Genomic DNA, 16,907 nt, shown 5'->3' on the forward strand with positions numbered 1-16,907 from the left:
CCCGATGAACCTGCTCGACGAGCTGCGCCGCCACCGCCTCCTCGCGATCGTGCGCGGCCCCGACCCCGACGCCGCCCTCGCCGCCGTGCTGACGCTGGCCGGCAGCGGCGTCGCGCTCATCGAGGTGTCGCTGAGCGGCGCGTCCGCGCTCGACACGATCCGCCGGGCCCGGGCCGAGCTCGGCGACGGGTTCGCGCTCGGCGCGGGCACCGTCCTCAGCGCCGGCGACGCGCGGGCCGCCGCCGACGCGGGTGCCACGTTCCTCGTGACGCCGGCACTCGCACCCGGTGTCGGCGAGGCCGGCCGGCTCGGGCTGCCGGTGCTCGCCGGTGCGCTGACGCCGACGGAGGTGTATCAGGCGACGGCCGCCGGAGCGGCGGCGGTGAAGTTGTTCCCGGCGTCGCTCGGCGGTCCCGGATACCTGTCGGCGCTGCGGGATCCGTTCCCGGGGACGCCGTTCGTGCCGGTCGGGGGCGTCGACGCGGACGGCGCGGGGGAGTATCTGCGCAGGGGCGCCGTCGCGGTCGGGGTCGGCTCCCCGCTGCTCGGCGACGCCGCCAGAGGGGGCGACCCGGGCGCGTTGCGCGAGCGGGCGGCGGCGTTCCTGGCCGCGGTGGCGTCCCCGCAGGTCGCGGCCGGCGGGGTGCGCGCGTGACCGACGTGGTCACCCTCGGTGAGACGATGGCGGCGTTCCGGATGGCGGGGCCGCTGCGGCTCGGCGGCGCCGCGCACCTGTCCGTCGCCGGCGCCGAGTCCACGGTGGCGATCGGCCTCGCCCGGCTCGGACACCGGGTCGCGTGGATCGGTGCCACCGGCGCCGACGAGCCCGGTGAGCTGGTCCGCCGCACATTGCGCGCCGAGGGGGTCGAGCTCACCTGGAGCCGGGTCGACACCGGGCGGCCGACCGGGCTGATCCTGTTCGAGGCGCTGGCCGGGGACCGCAGCCGGGTCACCTACCACCGGACCGGGTCGGCGGGCGCCGGGCTTGCGCCCTCCGACGTGGACGCCGCGTTCGACGGGCTGCCCGACCCGCCGAGGATCCTGCACGTCACGGGGATCACCGCGGCCCTCGGCAGCGGACCGCTCGCGGCGGTGCGCCGGGCGGTGGAGCGCACCCGGGCGGCGGGCGGCGAGGTCTGTCTCGACGTCAACCACCGCGCGCGACTGTGGTCCGCCGCCGAGGCCGCCGCGGCGCTCCGCCCGCTGCTGCCGTCGCTGGACCTCGTCGTCGCCTCCGACGACGAGCTCGGCGTGCTCACGGACGCCGCCGACCCGGTCCCCGCCCTGCTGGCGGAGGGGGTGCGGGAGATCGTGGTCAAGCACGGCGCGGACGGCGCGACCGGCCACAGCACGGCCGGGAGCGTCCACCGGCCGGCCCGCCGGGTGCCGGTCGTGGATACCGTCGGCGCCGGGGACGCCTTCGTCGCGGGGCTGCTGTCGGGCCTGCTCGACGGGCTCGACGCGGACGGGCGGCTCGACCGGGCGGTCACCGCCGGGGCGTTCGCGGTCGCGACCCGTGGCGACTGGGAGGGCCTGCCCACCCGCGCCGAGCTGACCCTGCTCGACCACGCGCCAGGAACGGCACTTCGATGAGGAGCCTGCGATGGAACTGACCCCGTGGAGCGACGACCGGCTGGAGCTCGGTGAGGGAGCGCGCTGGGTCGACGACCGGCTCGTGCTCGTCGACCTGCTCGCCGGGCGCCTGCTGGAGACGACCGGCGACGCACCCGGGCCGCTGCGCGAGGTGTTCCGGCTCGACGTGCCGCTCGGTGCCGTCGCCCCGGTGAACGGCAGCCCGGGCCACTGGCTCGCCGCCGCCGGCACCGGCGTCGAACTGCTCGACCCCGCCGGCCGGCGCGCACCGGTCGCCGACCTGCCCGCCGGGAGCGGCGCCGGCAGGTCGGCGGTGCGGGTCAACGACGCCGTCGCCGATCCGCACGGGCGGTTCTGGGCCGGCACCATGACCTACGCCGGGGTGCCCGGCGCCGGGACACTGTTCCGGCTCTCGCCCGGCGCCGCCCCCGTCGCGGTCGTCACCGGGCTCACCATCCCCAACGGCCCGGCGTTCGACGCCGCGGGCACCACGATGTACCTGGCTGACACGCCCCGCGGTGAGGTCGACCGGTTCGCCGTCGATCCGGGCACGGGTGAGCTGAGCGGCCGTGAGCCGTTCCTGCGGCTGGGACCGGGCGAAGGCGTGCCCGACGGCATGACCGTGGACGCCGCCGGGCACCTGTGGGTGGCGTTGTGGGGCGGGTCGGCCGTCCGCCGGTACCGGCCCGACGGCACCCTCGACCGCGAGGTTCGTGTGCCCGCCGGCCAGCCGACCAGCGTCTGCCTCGGCGGGTCCGGCCTGCGGCGGCTGTTCGTCACCAGCGCCTCGTATGGGCTGGAGCCCGCCGGGCCGTTCGACGGCGCGCTGTTCGCCGCCGACGTGGACGTCGAGGGTATCTGCACTGCAGGTGCGGCAACTCGCCGTCCTGCTTGGTGAGCTGCCGAAACTCGCCCCCGGCAGCCCGGCCCGCCAGCTGAGGAGCGATGTGGCGGAGTTCAACCAGGCCGAACTGACCCGCGGCTTCGACGACCTGGTCACGTGGGCCCGGTTCGGCAAGCGGCCCGGCGGCGACGCGATCCTCGACCGCCGTGCGGTCGCCGACCAGACGTTCGGCTGCACGTACGCGTCGGCGGACCGGCCCAGCTTCGGGGCGGCCCGCCCGCGCTGAACCGCCGGGCGGACCGCCGTCCCGGGTGGTCGGGGACGGCGGTCCGCTGTACCTCAGCTGAAGTAACGCAGCCAGACGTATGCCCAGGCAATGACCGTCGTCATGATCGTGGTGACGATGCCGTACCGGGTGAACTGCCAGAAGCTGATCGGCTCGCCCGCCCGCGCGGCGATGCCGAGGACAACCACGTTCGCGCTTGCGGCGACGGCCGTGCCGTTGCCGCCGAAGTCCGCGCCGAGAGCGAAGGCCCACCAGAGCGCCTGCCCGGTCTGGGGGTCCGATGAGGTGGCGACGATGTCCTCGACGATCGGGGCCATCGTAGCGACGTAGGGGATGTTGTCGAAGAACGCGCCCAGCACCGCCGAGCCGAACAGCAGCGCGCTCGCGGCCGCGAAGTAGTCGTCGCCGACCCAGCCCGTGGCCCAGCCGCCGATGCGGTGGATGACGCCGGTCTCGACGAGCCCGCCGACCATCACGAACAGGCCCATGAAGAACACGAGGGTCTCCCACTCGACCTCTTCGAGGTACCGAGCGGTCTCGACCCGTGAGACGAGAACCATCAGCCCGGCGCCGAGCAGCGCGATGATCGACGGCTCGACGTGGATCACGGCGTGCAGCGCGAACCCGGCCACGACCACCGCCAGCACCGCGAGGCAGCGCACGAGCAGCCGCACGTCCTTGAGCGACGCCCGCTCGTCGAGCGCCATCACCTCGGCGACACGCTCCGGGTGGTACTCGAAGCGCTTGCGGAACATCACCCAGGCCAGCAGGACGAACAAGACGAACAGCACGGCGACGATCGGCGCCATGTGGACCAGGAAGTCGTTGAACGTCAGCCCGGCCCGGCTGCCGATGATGATGTTCGGCGGGTCGCCGATCAGGGTCGCGGCACCGCCGATGTTCGAGGCCAGGACCTCGGCGATGAGGTACGGCGCCGAGGAGATCCCGAGCCGCTTACAGACGGAGAGCGTCACCGGCGCCACCAGCATGACGGTGGTGACGTTGTCCAGGAACGGCGACGCGACCGCCGTGATGAGCATCAGCATGACGAGCAGCCGGTACGGCCGACCGCGCGACCGTTTCGCCGCCCAGATCCCGAGGAACTCGAAGACCCCGGTCTGCTTGATCACACCGACGATGATCATCATGCCGAGCAGCAGGAAGATGACATTCCAGTCGATTCCGGCGTGCTCCGAGAAGAAGATGTCCTGACCGGGCACGAGGCCGAGCAACGCCATGAGCCCGGCGGCGAACAGGGCGACCGCGACGCGGTGCACTTTTTCCGCCGCAATGAAGATGAACGCGATCGTAAAGATGGCGATCGCGAGAACAGCACTCATATAAGGGGGTACCTCCGTGGAAACCAACGCAACACAGATGGCCGTGGACCCGTCTGGGTCACGGCTGCGAAAAGAAGATGCGGCTGGTGCGCGTCAGGAGGTGGGTGGCCCGCGGCAACCGGGGGTGCCGATTGAACGTCCACAGTGGACGTGAGGGGCCGTTGGCGCGGCGGTCGTGCCGGTGGTGTCCGGCCCGACGGTGACGGCCGGCTGCTCCACGGCGGCCGGCTGGTGGTCGAGATCGGCGGTGATGGTGACGGCCGCGTGTGTGGCCCGGGCCACCTGGAAGGTGTCGCCCGGCAGCGCGTGGTGCGCGTGGGAGAGGCCGATCAGCAGGGCCAGCACGCTCAGGGCGAGTGCGACCGCGGCAGGCTTGCGCTGCATCGCACCTCCTCGCGTCCAGAACGTTGAACGCTTAAGGATACTGGTCCGCATGTCTACTGTCCGCCGAGCTGATGCGGCCGATGCCGCTGCGCTCCTCGAACTGGTCGGTGAGTTCTGCGCCGCCGACCGGCACGAGTTCGACGAGGCGCGGGTCCGCCGCGCCCTGGGGCCGCTGCTCGCCGACGACACATATGGCCAGGTGTGGCTGGCGATCGACGACTCGGGCGCGGCCGCCGGCTACGCGGTGGTGACGTGGGGCTGGAGCCTGGAGTCAGGCGGCCGGGAGGCACTGCTCGACGAGATCTACGTCCGTGACCGGAGTCACGGCGTGGGCGCCGTCCTGCTTCGTCACGCGATGCGGGCTGCGGCCGGGGCAGGCGCGTCGGCGATGTTCCTGGAGACCGAGGCGCACAACCTCCGGGTCCGCAGGTTCTACGCCCGCCACGGCTTCGCGGAGGAGGACTCCGTCTGGATGAGCGGCCCGCTGCGTCAGGCGGGCGGGCCGTCGCCGGCGTAGGGCACCAGCGGCAGGGGCCAGCCGGTGCGGAAGCCGGTGATCGCGGCCTGGTCCGCCCGGGCGGCGCCCGCTGAGGCTCACAGCGCCCCGAAATAGAACGGCACCGCGACGATCGCCGCGACCAGCAGGTCCCACGGCGACGGCTGGCACGCCCACCGCACCATCCGCATCCGGCGGCGCCGGCCCGCGGCGCTCCGGCCCGCCCCGGAGCGTTCGCGGCGGCGCAACCGCAGCCGGACCTCCTTGTCCATCGCGTCCTCGGGAAAGACCAGCCAGCCCCACCGGTTCGCGGCCGCCGCACGCAGCCCGCTCAGTCCGGCACTGGCCGCCGCGAACACCCCTCCGGACATCACAAAACGGAAGATCGTGTCGGCGACCGGCTTGCCGAGCACCGGCTCGAGGAGCAGCACGACGGCCACCCCGCCGAAGCCGCCCACCACACCGACGATCATCCACGCGTAGACGCGCTCCAGGTTGCGCAGGTTGGCCGCGATCGAGTGGGCCGGCCGTTCCACCGTCTGCCGGCGGAGCGTCGCCGCGTCGTCGGCCAGCCCCGACAGCCAGACCACCGGGCCGGCCGTCAAGCGCACCACCCGACCGCCGGGGTCCGTGAGCGTGTCGCCGGACCGCATCGCCACCTGTACACCTCCCAGCACGAGAGATGTCACCTTATCGGCAGCCGGGGTCCGCACACACCCACCGCGGCGGACCCGGTCAGCGGCGGGCGAGCCACGCCCGGAGGTTGGCGGCCCACAGGCCGATCGCGGCGGCCATGAGGACCGCGGCGACGGCGACGCGCCAGTGCTGGGTCGCGAGCGTGACGACCGCCCAGCCGGCGGCGAGGGCGACCACCGTCACCAGCGTCGCGCGCAGGAAGCGCAGCAGCCGGGACTGGGCCGCGGCCTCGACGGCGACGATCACGAACGCCAGGCCGGCGGCCGACCAGAACACCCCGGCCGGCGGGCGGACGAGGATCAGCGCGACGCCGGCGAGCACCACCGAGGCGGAGGCGGCCGCCCAGGCGGCCCGGAACCGGCGGCGCCGTGCCTGCTCCTCCAGCGGCACCGGCCGGTGGGCCGAGTCGCCGGCCGCGGGCGCCGGAGCGGGCGGGTGCGTCCTCGCCCGTACCAGGGCCGCCAGCTCCTCCTCGAGGGCCACCCGTTCCGCCTGCAACCGCGCCAGGCCGGCGTCCGCACCCGGGCGCTCCCGCCCCGTCGCCCGCGCCGCGGTGAGGTGCTGCCGGCTCGTGTCACGGTCCTGTTCAATGCCGGTGCGGACGTCGCGCAGCCGGGTCTCGACGGCCGCGAGCCGTCGTTCGCGAAGTTCCGCCTCGTGCGCCGTGCCGAGCGGTTCGGCATCGAGCAGCGCCCAGGTGACGGGGTAGGCCCACGACGGGCGCACGGTGCCGTCGCGCGTGTACCGCGGGCCGGCCGGCGCCCGCTCGCCGCCGAAGCGGTCCTGGGTGTCCAGGCCCCACAGCCCGCGGTAGGCACGCACCCAGGGCGTGTCGTCGGTGACGACCACCGGCGTCCACTGCCGTTCCTCACCGGGGCCGATGCCCGGCCCGTCGCCGCGGTGGTAGTCCAGGAACGGGATGCCGAACCCGCCGGCGTACCGCCGCAGCCGCCGCAGCCCCGGCGCGGAGACCTTGGTGACGTAGTCGCCGGGGCGGTACGCGCCGGCGTGGGAGCCGCCACCCGCGTACACGACGGGGTGCTCACCGACGTGCTCCAGGTCGGGATCGTCCCACCGGCGCCGCACGTCCCCGCCCTCCTTGTCGTGCGACGAGAACACCACCCACGCCGGGTCCGGGCGGTCCGGCGGGCCGGTGAGGAAGAGCGTCACCTGCTCCCAGTCCGCCTCGTGGTCGTTGACGCCGCCGAACGTCGAGCGCCAGTCGTTCATCGCGTAGAAGTACCAGTACTGCAGCACCAGATAGCCGGCGTCGCGGAAGACCCGGCCGTAGTACGGGCTGATCTCCGGCCGCAGATGCGCCGTGTACCGCAGGTGCGCCGCCGCGCGCGTGCCGCCGGGCACCTTGCCGCGCACCAGCAACGACATCCGCAGCGCGGCGTCGACGAGGCGGGCGCTCAGTCCGACGGCGGCGAACCGGCTGGCCGGCCGGAACGCGGGTGCGTGCCGCTCACGGCGCCAGCGGCGGTACTCCGCGCGGCCGAGCGGCTCCTGCGCGAACCGCAGGAACAGCCGGTCGCCGGCGAACCGTTCGCCATGCTCGGCCAGCAGCGCCGGGTCGAGCCCGCCGGGCGGCACGAGACATTCGCCACCTGCCGTGCCGGGCACGTGCCGCCACAGCCCGGTGTTGTGCAGGAAACCCTCGACGGCTGTGGGCAGGAACAGTTCACCGGCGGTGTACCGGACGACCGGTTCGAACCGGGTCAGCAGCCGCACGGCCTCGTCGTGCGTTTCTGGCACGGTCGCGTCTACCCTCCACCCGGCGGGGAGAAACCGGCGGTTGCGACAGGGGAGCATGATCGAAGCATGGTCCGTTTCGTGCTCAACGTGCTGTGGCTGATCTTCGGCGGCGGCCTGTTGCTGTTCCTTGAATACGCGCTCGCCGCCGTGATCTGCTTCATCCTCGTCGTCACCATCCCCTTCGGCGTGGCGAGCTGGCGGCTGGCGGTCTACTCGCTGTGGCCCTTCGGCCGCACCGTGCGGCCGAAGCCGGGTGCCGGTGTGGCGACCGGCCTGGCGAACATCCTGTGGGTCGTCCTCGCGGGCTGGTGGCTGGCGCTGTCACACGTCATCGCCGGGGTTACCCTGTGCCTCAGCGTGATCGGGATCCCGTTCGGCATCGCACACTTCAAGCTCGTTCCGGTCGCGTTCTGGCCCCTCGGACGCGAGGTGGTGGACCTGTGAGGATGCTCAGACCGTACAGTGTCGCGTGCTAGTGTCGCAGCGTGTTCAAGAAGATGCTGGCCGCGTTCGGCGTCGGCAGTGCGAGCGTCGACACCGTCCTCACCACGTCCGCCGTCCAGCCGGGCGGCTTCATCGAAGGTAATGTCCACATCACCGGCGGCGACCACGACGTGCAGATCGAGCAGGCCGTGCTGTCCCTGGTGACCCGCGTCGAGGTCGAGAGCGGTGACCACGAGCGTCACGCCGGCATCGAGCTGGCCCAGGTCGTCGCCGCGCACTCCTTCCGTGTCGCGCCCGGCGAGCGGCAGTCCATCCCCTTCCGGATGCCGGTGCCCTGGGAGGCACCGATCACGGAGGTGTACGGGCAGCATCTGCGCGGCATGGTGATGGGCGTGCGGACCGAACTGGTCATCGCGAAGGGCCGTGACAAGGGCGACCTCGACCCGGTCGCGATCACGCCGCTGCCGGTGCAGCAGGGTGTCCTGGACGGCTTCGCCGCCAACGGGTTCCGCTTCAAGCACGCCGACGTCGAGCACGGTTACCTGCACGGCGTCCAGCAGACGCTGCCGATCTTCCAGGAGATCGAGTTCTGGCCGCCGCCGCAGCACGCGGGGCGGATCAACGAGGTCGAGCTGACGTTCGTCGCCAACCCCTACGGCGTCGACGTCATCCTCGAGTTCGACAAGCGCGGCGGCATGTTCAGCTCGGGCCATGACGCCTACAGCCGCTTCAGCATCCGCCACGACCAGGCGGCCGGCACCGACTGGGCCGCGGTCGTCGACGGCTGGGTGCAGGAGGCGACGTCGCGCTACTTCAACCACCTCCCGCCCGGCTACGGTCACGGCGGTCACGGCGGTCACGGCGGTCACGGCGGTCACGGGGGTTACGGCGGTCACGGTCACGGCTCGCACCACCGCGGGCCGGGCATGGGCACGGTCGTCGCGGCCGGCGCCGCGGGCGTCGTCGGCGGCATCGTCGCCGGTGAGGTCTTCGAGGAGGTCTTCGAGGACGACGGCGGCGACTTCGAGTTCTGACACAGCGCACCTTCGCGGTGGCCGGGCCCCTTTCGGGCCCGGCCACCGCTGTTTCCCGGGAAAATGTCACACCCGGCGAGGATGATGTGGCGAGACGGATGGTGACCCGGGAGGACGGTGTGACATGAGCGGCGTTCGGGTGTTGGTCGGCACGCGCAAGGGGGCGTTCATCCTCACGGCGGACGGTGCCCGCCGGGACTGGCGGGTGGACGGGCCGCACTTCGGCGGCTGGGAGATCTACCACGTCAACGGATCACCCGCCGCCCCGGACCGGCTGTATGCGTCGCAGTCGTCCTCGTGGTTCGGGCAGGTGATCCACCGCTCCGACGACGGCGGCAGATCATGGGAGCCGGTCGGCAACGACTTCGCCTACGAGGGCGAGGTCGGTGACCATCTCTGGTATGACGGGACGCCGCGCCCGTGGGAGTTCAAGCGGATCTGGCACCTCGAGCCGTCGCCCGACGACCCCGACACGGTGTATGCGGGCGCCGAGGACGCGGCACTGTTCCGCTCGACCGACGGCGGCAAGGTGTGGCAGGAGCTCCCCGCCCTGCGCACCCATCCGTCCGGGCCGCTCTGGCAGCCGGGCGCCGGCGGCATGTGCCTGCACACGATCATCCTCGACCCGGCCGATCCCAACCGGATCTATGTGGCGATCTCCGCGGCGGGCGCGTTTCGCACCGACGACGGCGGCGCGACGTGGCAGCCGATCAACCGGGGGCTGATGTCGGGGCAGATCCCGGACCCGGACGCCGAGGTGGGCCACTGCGTGCACAACCTCGCCATGCACCCGTCCCGGCCCGAGGTGCTGTTCATGCAGAAGCACTGGGACGTCATGCGCACCGACGACGCCGGCGGGTCCTGGCGGGAGATCAGCGGGGACCTGCCGACCGACTTCGGGTTCCCGATCGCGGTGCACGCGCACGAGCCCGAGACGGTCTACGTCGTGCCGATCAAGAGCGACTCCGAGCACTACGTGCCGGACGGCCGGCTGCGCGTCTACCGCAGCCGCGTCGGCGGCGACGAGTGGGAACCGCTCACCACGGGCCTGCCGCAGGAGCACTGCTACGTCAACGTGCTGCGCGACGCCATGGCCGTCGACACGCTCGACCCGTGCGGGATCTATTTCGGCACGACCGGCGGCCAGGTCTACGGCTCGGCCGACGGCGGCGACAGCTGGACGCCGATCGTCCGCGACCTGCCGGCCGTGCTGTCCGTGGAAGTGCAGGTCCTGCCGTGATCCGGGTTGTGCTCCCCGCCCACCTGCGCAACCTCGCCAAGGTCGACGGCGAGGTGCGGCTCGAGGTCGCCGAGCCGGTGACCCAGCGGCTGCTGCTCGACGCGCTGGAGGAGCGCCACCCGATGCTGCGCGGCACGATCCGCGACCGGCGCAGCGGCCGGCGGCGGGCGTTCGTGCGGTTCTTCGCCTGCGAGGAGGACCTGTCCAACGAGTCCCCGGACGCGCCGTTGCCCGACCCGGTGGTCCACGGCAAGGAGCCGTTCCTGATCGTCGGCGCCATGGCCGGCGGCTGAGCCTCATCGCGGGTCGCGCCGCAGCGGGTGATCACGAGGGACCTCGACGAGCACGACGCGGACGCCGTCGGGGTCCTCGATCCACATCTCGTCGAGCCCCCACGGCTCCCGCCGCGGCTCGCGGACGACCCGCACGCCGGCCGCCGCGAGCCGCTCGTGCTCGGCGCGCAGGTCGCGGACCTGCAGCCAGATCCGCAGCGGCCCGCCGGGCTCGTCGTGCGCCGTGCCGGACACCTCGAGGAAACCCTGGCCGAGGAAGAAGACCAGACCGGGGCACTCGGCCGGCCCGAACTCGCGGTAGACCGCGAGCCCGAGGACGTCGCGGTAGAAGCGCTGGCTCCGCCCCGGGTCGGGCGAGCGGAGCAGCACACGGCTGCTGAGCACCTCCATGCCTCGATCATCCCGCCTCCGCCGCATCTTCGCGTCCGGGCGGCGTTTGACCGGTGCGGGAGACGCCATGTGGCGGAGACCTACCTCGCGGTGCGCCGGGTGTGCGGGGGCGCCTGCGTGCCCGACGTCTACCATTGCGGCGACGTCCAGGGAGTGTTCGGGGCGGCGACGGGGCCGAAGGCCGGCCGGTACAAGATCGCCCTCGAGATGACATGAGCGATACGAGAGAACTGTCCGACCTTGTCGGTCGTCTGAGCCGTGCGGGCGTCGTGGACGTGCTGGTGGATCCGGCGCACCGTGCGGCGTACGCCAGCGACGCGTCGCTGTACCGCGTCGTGCCGCAGGCGGTGGTCCGGCCCCGGTCCGACGACGAGGTCGCGGCGACGCTCGAGGTCTGCCGTGCCCTCGGGGTGCCGATCACCGCCCGGGGTGCGGGGACGTCCGTGGCCGGCAACGCCATCGGCCGTGGCGTGGTGCTGGACTTCAGCCGGCACATGAACCGGGTCCTGGACGTCGACGCCGGCAGCCGGACCGCACGGGTGCAGGCCGGCACGGTCCACGCCACCCTGCAGGCGGCCGCCCGGCCCCTCTCGCTGCGGTTCGGCCCCGACCCGTCGACGCACACCCGGTGCACGATCGGCGGGATGATCGGCAACAACTCGTGCGGGTCGCGGACCCTGGGGTACGGCCGGACCTCGGACAACGTCGTCGGCCTGGACGCCCTTACGATCGACGGCGAGCGGCTGTCCACCGGGCGGGACGACAAGGGCCGCCCCACCACTGACGGTGGCAAGTCGGTCACGGACAGCCTGCAGGAGATCGTCCGCGCCAACCTGGCCGTCGCCCGGACCGAGTTCGCCACCTTTTCGAGGCAGGTCTCCGGCTACGCTGTCGAGCACCTCCTGCCCGAGCGCGGCTTCGACCTCACCGGCCTGCTGGTCGGCAGCGAAGGCACCCTCGCGGTGGTCACCGAGGCGACCGTGCGGCTGGTCGCCGACCCCGCGCACCGCCTGCTGGTCGTGCTCGGCTACCCGGACTTCGGCTCGGCGGGCGACGCCGTGCCCACCATCCTCGGGTTCAGCCCGACGGCCTGCGAGGGGATCGACTCGCGGATCGTCGACGTGGTCCGCACCCGGCGCGGTCCCGACGCGGTCCCGGACCTCCCGGCCGGCCGATCGTGGCTGTTCGTGGAGATCGCCGGCGACGACCTCGGCGAGGCGCGGGAACGTGCCCAGCGGCTGGCGGCGGAGGCGGGTGCCGCCGACACCATGATCGTGGAGGACACCGGGCAGGCCGCACCGTTGTGGCGGATCCGTGAGGACGGCGCCGGGCTCGCCGGGCGTGCCCCGTCGGGACTGCCGGCGCACGCCGGTTGGGAGGACGCCGCCGTCCCACCGGCGAAGATCGGCGACTACCTGCGCGACTTCGACGCCCTGGTCGACACGCACGGGCTCAGCGCCATGCCGTACGGGCACCTCGGCGACGGCTGCGTCCACGTCCGGCTCGACTTCCCGCTGGACAAGCCCGGCGGCCCCGGCAAGTTCCGCGCGTTCCTGGAGGACGCCGCGGACCTGGTCGTGCGCTACGGCGGTTCGCTGTCGGGGGAGCACGGCGACGGCCGCGCCCGCAGTGAGCTGCTGCCACGCATGTACTCCCCGGCGGCGATGGACCTGTTCCGCTCGGTCAAGCAGGCGTTCGACCCGGAGCATCTGCTGAACCCGGGCGTGCTCGTCGACCCGGATCCGGTCGACGCGGACATCCGCGTCGCGGCGGCCCGGCCGGTCCGGACGAAGCTGGCCCTGGCCTACCACGGCGACGGCGGCGACTTCAACCAGGCGGTGCACCGCTGCACCGGCGTCGGGAAGTGCCGCGCCGACACGACCGTGCTCGGCGGGGTCATGTGCCCGTCGTTCCTGGCCACCCGCGCCGAGAAGGACTCGACCCGCGGCCGGGCCCGGGTGCTGCAGGAGATGCTCGACGGGGACCTCGCCCCCGACTGGCGCGCTCCCGCGGTGCACGACGCGCTGGACCTGTGCCTGTCCTGCAAGGGCTGCGCCTCGGACTGTCCGACCGGCATCGACATGGCCGCCTACAAGGCCGAGGTGCTGCACCAGAGCTACCGCCGCCGGCTGCGGCCCCGCTCGCATTACTCCCTGGGCTGGCTGCCCCGCTGGTCACGGCTGGCGGCGCGGCTGCCCCGGCTCGCCAACCGGCTCACGTCGGCGCCGGGCCTGCGCAAGGTCGCGCTGTTCATGGCCGGGGTCGACGCACGCCGGTCGATTCCGGCGTTCGCCGACCGCACCTTCCGGCGGTGGTTCCGCACCACCACACAGCAGCGGCCCGCGACGGGCAAACCGGTCCTGCTGTTCATCGACAGCTTCACCGACCACTTCGCCCCGCAGATCGCCAAGGACGCCGTCGAGGTGCTCACCGCCGCCGGATACGCGCCCGAGATCACCACCCGCTCGGCCTGCTGCGGCCTCACCTGGATCAGCACCGGCCAGCTCGACGCGGCCCGTCGCATCCTCAGCTCGACCGTCGAGCAGTTGCGCGACGCCGCCGAGCGTGGCGTGCCGATCGTCGGCCTGGAGCCGTCGTGCACCGGCGTGCTGCGCAGCGACCTGCTGGAGCTCGTCGACACCGACGCCGCCCGCGCCGTCAGTAAGGCCACCGTCACGGTCGCCGAGCTGCTGGCACGCACCCCCGGCTGGACGCCGCCGTCACTGGCCGACGTCCGGGTCGTCGCCCAGCCGCACTGCCACCACCACGCCGTCATGGGCTGGTCCGCGGACGCCAAGCTGCTCAAGCAGGCGGGGGCCACCGTGACCCGGCTCGGCGGGTGCTGCGGCCTGGCGGGAAACTTCGGTGTCGAGCGTGGTCACTACGAGGTGTCGGTACAGGTTGCCGAGCAGCAGCTGCTGCCCGCGCTGGCGGGCGCGCAGGACGGCGACGTGTTCCTCGCCGACGGCTTCTCCTGCCGCACGCAGGCCGCCGACCTCGCCGACGTGCAGGGCAAACACCTCGTCCAGGTGCTGGCCGACGCCCTGCGCCGGGCCGGCGGATCCGGCGACGGCACGCAGGGGTAGCAGCGGCCCGGCAGCGTCGCCCGGCGTTCGGGTCGCCTGGCCGCCGGGCGGTCCAGCACCGAGCCCAGGATCTCCGGGGGTCGGGGCGAAGTTGAGGTGCACGATGGACGACGTGTCGACGGGGGTGCCGGCGGCGCCGGTCACGACGGCCTGGTGTAGCGGTGCTTGGCGCCCGGCGGGAACCACTCCGGGTCGCCGGCCGGACGGGTCTCGACGAGCGGCAGCTGGTAGGCCGCCGGGACGTAGTTGGCGAACTCGCTGTTGAGCCGCAGCAGTTCCGCCCGCACGGCGCCGGCCAGCAGCGCCTCGGCCCCGGCCGGTGGGGTCGCGGCCGGGGCCAGCTCCACCGTGACGGAGAGCCGGCGCTCCTCGTCGGCGTCGGACAGGACCCGCAGCACGAACCGGCCAGTGACCCAGTCGCTGATGCCGTCGCGTTCGAGGGCCACCGTGACGTTCTCCGGGTAGACGTTGGCGCCGAAGTACGACACGGTGAACAGCGACCGGCCGAAGACGTAGACGAACGGCCGCTCGGGGCCGGTGCCCGGGTCGAAGCCGTGCCGGTGGCAGAAGCCGACCAGCTCGTCGTGCGACAGCAGGCTGCCCTCGTCGGCGATGTGGTAGCGCACGAGCGGCACCCCGCCGTCGCCGGTGAACAGCAGCGTGCCCTCGTGGGTCTCGAAGTATCGGGTCGCCGGGTCGAACTGCACGAGGGTCGGCAGCCGCGCGTCGCCGAACAGCTCGCGGGCCAGCGCCGGCGCTCCGGCCAGGAACCGCCGGATCCGGACGCTCAGCGGCGTCTCGTTGCCCAGGACACCGGCGTCGGCCGTGCCGTACAGCGAGACAGAGTCGGACTCCGGCTGCCGCATGCCGGCGCGCCGGCCGACCAGGTCGCGCCACTGCTCGCTGAAGACCTCCCCGGCGAGCAGGAGCCGGATGGAGTACGCCGGCCAGTCCACGCCCCGGCGCAGGCCCTCGTCGACGACGTTCTTCACGAACGGCGGATAGCCGGCGAGGACGACCTGCTGATAGTGCGGCGCCAGTTCGACGACGACCCGCAGGATCTCGTCGATGCTGTTGCCGGGGGTGGCGACCGTGACCGGGTATCCCTTGGCGGCGACGTGGCGGCAGGCGGCTGCGGTGTACATGCCGCCGACCCAGCTGCCGAGCGCGAAGCACACGACGACGAGGGTGGTGCGCTCGTGCGCCTGGAAGCTGCCGCGCAGCGCGTCCTCGAACCGGCGGGCGACGGCGAGCTCGTCGACGACCGACCGCGGCCACACCGTCGGCTGTCCCGAGGAGCCCGACGACACGGCGACGGTGTCCGCCACGGCGGCCAGGTCGCCGTCGCGGCACCGCTCGGGCAGCGGATAGCGGCGCAGGTAGGCGTCCTTGGTCAGCAGCGGCAGCGCGGCGAAGTCGGCCGGCGTGCGCACGGCGGCCGGGTCGACGCCGTGTCCGGCGAGGAACGCCCGGTAGGCCGGCACGGACGCCGCCACCTCGTGGAACAGGGCGAGCGCCCGCTCGGCCCCGTCGCCAGCCGGCGGGACGTCGTCGTAGAAGTCCCGCAACGCGTCGAGCACCCGCCGGCTACGCATCGGCGACCGCCCGCACGACCGGATACTTGGTGGGGCCGAACGACACGTTGTCGCTCGCCGCGATCGTCACGGCCGGCCCGTCGAAGGTGTAGACGTAGGTGCGTGCGAACGGGGTGGTGATGTAGCGGACCCGCAGCGTGAACTCGCCCGGCGCGGTCCAGCCGCCGCTGCTGGCGATCTCGCTGTCGTCGACGTCACGGGAGACGTGCCAGGTGCCGTCGGGGCAGTCGTGCACGTGGGTGCCGGTCTCGTCCTCGATCGTCACCCGCCGGCCACCGCCGCCCGGCAGCTCGGCGAACGCGATCGCCCGGATCGTCGGCGGCTGCTCGTGGCTGGGCCGCCAGTCCGACGGCCACGACCGGCGGGGGCCGGCGACGGTGTAGGTCCCGGTGGTGCCGCCGGCCACGCTGCGCGGTGTCGGCAGGTGCCGGTGCTCGACACCGGCGGCCGGCGGGGACGTGTCGTCCAGCAGGTGCGCCCAGACCAGGTCGAGGACCCCCTGCAGGTCCGCCACACCGGCGGTGATCGCGACAACCGTGTCACGCCCCGGCGCGACCACGCAGAACTGGCCGAAGGCGCCGTCCCCACGGTACGCGTCGTGGCGGCACCTCCAGAACTGATAGCCGTAGCCCTGCCGCCAGTCCGGCTCGGGCTCCGGCACGCGGCCGTTGGGCACCTGCCACGCGGTCGCCTCCGCGACCCAGCCCTCCGGCAAGAGCCGCTTGCCCTCCCAGACGCCGTCCTGCAGGTGCAACTGGCCGAACCGGGCGATGTCGGCCGTGCTCAGCGACAGGCCCCAGCCGCCGGTGTCGACGCCCTGGGGGCAGGTCTCCCAGGTGCCCGGCCCGATGCCGAGCGGCTCGAACAGCCGGGGCCGCAGGTAGTCGAGCAGCCGGTCGCCGGTGGCGCGCTGCACGATCGCGGACAGCAGGTAGGTGGCGGCGCTGTTGTAGACGAAGCGCGTGCCGGGCTCGTGCTCGACCGGCAGCCGCAGGAACGCGGTGGCCCAGTCGTCGCCGGCGGTCGCCACCGGTGTGGGGTCGGTCGCATGCCCGGTCGTCATCGTGAGCAGGTGCCGCACCCGCATGTCGGACGTGTGCGGCACACCGGGGAAGAACTTCACGACCGGATCGTCCAGCCCGAGCCGGCCTTCCGCCGCCGCCAGCCCCACCGCCGTGGCCGTGAAACTCTTGCTCAGCGAGAACAGCTGGTGCGGCAGGTCGCCCCGGTAGGGATGCCACCAGACCTCGGCGACGGTCTCGCCGTGCCGCAGCAGGACGCAACTGTGCAGCGCGTCGAACCGTGCCTCGACCGCCTCGACGAACGACTGGACACTCACGGACCCGACCTTAGCCGCCACACCACGACGGTCAACTGATGGCGAAGGTTCTGGTCACCGAGCTCTCGGGCGTCGCCCTGCCGATGTGA

At 73.2% G+C, this 16,907-nt stretch carries 18 protein-coding genes; 11 read left to right on the plus strand and 7 right to left on the minus strand.

What is annotated here, in order from left to right:
- Nucleotides 1–4 precede the first annotated feature (4 nt).
- Genes Dfulv_RS19835 through Dfulv_RS19850 form a run of 4 tightly spaced genes read left to right on the plus strand, consistent with a single transcriptional unit; the run spans nucleotide 5 to nucleotide 2,723 of the window.
- Nucleotides 5–655: a bifunctional 4-hydroxy-2-oxoglutarate aldolase/2-dehydro-3-deoxy-phosphogluconate aldolase gene (locus Dfulv_RS19835; protein ID WP_259865510.1), complete on the plus strand. Its 651-nt coding sequence runs from the start codon at nucleotides 5–7 to the stop codon at nucleotides 653–655.
- Complete coding sequence (locus Dfulv_RS19840; RefSeq protein WP_259865512.1) at nucleotides 652–1,593, plus strand: sugar kinase; 942 nt, start codon at nucleotides 652–654, stop codon at nucleotides 1,591–1,593. Before Dfulv_RS19835 ends, Dfulv_RS19840 begins: the two co-directional genes overlap by 4 nt.
- 10 nt (nucleotides 1,594–1,603) lie before the next feature.
- Nucleotides 1,604–2,491: an SMP-30/gluconolactonase/LRE family protein gene (locus tag Dfulv_RS19845; protein WP_259865514.1), complete on the plus strand. Its 888-nt coding sequence runs from the start codon at nucleotides 1,604–1,606 to the stop codon at nucleotides 2,489–2,491.
- The gene (locus tag Dfulv_RS19850; RefSeq protein ID WP_259865515.1) at nucleotides 2,463–2,723 is read left to right on the plus strand and encodes a hypothetical protein; all 261 of its coding nucleotides are present in this window, start codon (nucleotides 2,463–2,465) and stop codon (nucleotides 2,721–2,723) included. Before Dfulv_RS19845 ends, Dfulv_RS19850 begins: the two co-directional genes overlap by 29 nt.
- A 53-nt stretch (nucleotides 2,724–2,776) precedes the next feature.
- Here the strand turns inward: Dfulv_RS19850 and Dfulv_RS19855 are convergent, their stop codons facing one another.
- Both Dfulv_RS19855 and Dfulv_RS19860 read right to left on the minus strand, forming a co-directional pair.
- Nucleotides 2,777–4,063 (minus strand): ArsB/NhaD family transporter, encoded by a 1,287-nt coding sequence (locus Dfulv_RS19855; RefSeq protein WP_259865516.1) that lies wholly within the window; start codon nucleotides 4,061–4,063, stop codon nucleotides 2,777–2,779.
- A 93-nt stretch (nucleotides 4,064–4,156) separates the two neighbouring features.
- A complete protein-coding gene (locus tag Dfulv_RS19860; protein WP_259865518.1) occupies nucleotides 4,157–4,447 on the minus strand; it encodes a hypothetical protein in 291 nt (96 codons plus the stop codon).
- Between the two features lie 49 nt (nucleotides 4,448–4,496).
- On the opposite strand from Dfulv_RS19860, the gene Dfulv_RS19865 reads away from it, so the two are divergent.
- Entirely contained in the window at nucleotides 4,497–4,964 is a 468-nt protein-coding gene (locus tag Dfulv_RS19865) for a GNAT family N-acetyltransferase (protein WP_259865519.1), read from the plus strand.
- A 77-nt stretch (nucleotides 4,965–5,041) separates the two neighbouring features.
- Here Dfulv_RS19865 and Dfulv_RS19870 read toward each other — a convergent pair whose 3' ends face one another.
- Nucleotides 5,042–5,602 carry a hypothetical protein gene (locus tag Dfulv_RS19870; protein WP_259865520.1) on the minus strand — a complete coding sequence of 187 codons (561 nt, stop codon included), beginning with the start codon at nucleotides 5,600–5,602 and terminating at the stop codon, nucleotides 5,042–5,044.
- 76 nt (nucleotides 5,603–5,678) lie between these two features.
- Nucleotides 5,679–7,397, minus strand: coding sequence for a hypothetical protein (locus Dfulv_RS19875; protein WP_259865521.1), 1,719 nt, complete (start codon nucleotides 7,395–7,397; stop codon nucleotides 5,679–5,681).
- 66 nt (nucleotides 7,398–7,463) lie between these two features.
- On the opposite strand from Dfulv_RS19875, the gene Dfulv_RS19880 reads away from it, so the two are divergent.
- The 4 genes from Dfulv_RS19880 to Dfulv_RS19895 all read left to right on the plus strand — a co-directional run bounded on the left by Dfulv_RS19880 (nucleotide 7,464) and on the right by Dfulv_RS19895 (nucleotide 10,408).
- Nucleotides 7,464–7,841, plus strand: coding sequence for a YccF domain-containing protein (locus Dfulv_RS19880; protein WP_259865522.1), 378 nt, complete (start codon nucleotides 7,464–7,466; stop codon nucleotides 7,839–7,841).
- A 41-nt stretch (nucleotides 7,842–7,882) separates the two neighbouring features.
- A complete protein-coding gene (locus tag Dfulv_RS19885) occupies nucleotides 7,883–8,875 on the plus strand; it encodes a sporulation protein (protein WP_319805812.1) in 993 nt (330 codons plus the stop codon).
- 124 nt (nucleotides 8,876–8,999) lie between these two features.
- Entirely contained in the window at nucleotides 9,000–10,115 is a 1,116-nt protein-coding gene (locus Dfulv_RS19890) for a WD40/YVTN/BNR-like repeat-containing protein (RefSeq protein WP_259865523.1), read from the plus strand.
- On the plus strand, nucleotides 10,112–10,408 hold the full coding sequence (locus Dfulv_RS19895; RefSeq protein WP_259865524.1) for a MoaD/ThiS family protein: 297 nt from the start codon (nucleotides 10,112–10,114) through the stop codon (nucleotides 10,406–10,408). The genes Dfulv_RS19890 and Dfulv_RS19895 overlap by 4 nt, the downstream gene beginning before the upstream one ends.
- A gap of 3 nt (nucleotides 10,409–10,411) precedes the next feature.
- Here the strand turns inward: Dfulv_RS19895 and Dfulv_RS19900 are convergent, their stop codons facing one another.
- On the minus strand, nucleotides 10,412–10,798 hold the full coding sequence (locus Dfulv_RS19900) for a VOC family protein (protein WP_259865526.1): 387 nt from the start codon (nucleotides 10,796–10,798) through the stop codon (nucleotides 10,412–10,414).
- A gap of 69 nt (nucleotides 10,799–10,867) precedes the next feature.
- On the opposite strand from Dfulv_RS19900, the gene Dfulv_RS19905 reads away from it, so the two are divergent.
- The gene (locus Dfulv_RS19905; RefSeq protein WP_259865527.1) at nucleotides 10,868–11,014 is read left to right on the plus strand and encodes a hypothetical protein; all 147 of its coding nucleotides are present in this window, start codon (nucleotides 10,868–10,870) and stop codon (nucleotides 11,012–11,014) included.
- Nucleotides 11,011–13,884: an FAD-binding and (Fe-S)-binding domain-containing protein gene (locus tag Dfulv_RS19910; protein ID WP_259865528.1), complete on the plus strand. Its 2,874-nt coding sequence runs from the start codon at nucleotides 11,011–11,013 to the stop codon at nucleotides 13,882–13,884. The genes Dfulv_RS19905 and Dfulv_RS19910 overlap by 4 nt, the downstream gene beginning before the upstream one ends.
- Nucleotides 13,885–14,024: 140 nt before the next feature.
- Here Dfulv_RS19910 and Dfulv_RS19915 read toward each other — a convergent pair whose 3' ends face one another.
- Together Dfulv_RS19915 and Dfulv_RS19920 are read right to left on the minus strand one after the other, a co-directional pair.
- A complete protein-coding gene (locus Dfulv_RS19915) occupies nucleotides 14,025–15,479 on the minus strand; it encodes a phenylacetate--CoA ligase family protein (RefSeq protein ID WP_259865529.1) in 1,455 nt (484 codons plus the stop codon).
- On the minus strand, nucleotides 15,472–16,818 hold the full coding sequence (locus tag Dfulv_RS19920) for a serine hydrolase domain-containing protein (protein WP_259865530.1): 1,347 nt from the start codon (nucleotides 16,816–16,818) through the stop codon (nucleotides 15,472–15,474). Before Dfulv_RS19920 ends, Dfulv_RS19915 begins: the two co-directional genes overlap by 8 nt.
- Nucleotides 16,819–16,907 lie beyond the last annotated feature (89 nt).

This window comes from Dactylosporangium fulvum, assembly GCF_025137375.1.
GTDB lineage: Bacteria > Actinomycetota > Actinomycetes > Mycobacteriales > Micromonosporaceae > Dactylosporangium > Dactylosporangium fulvum.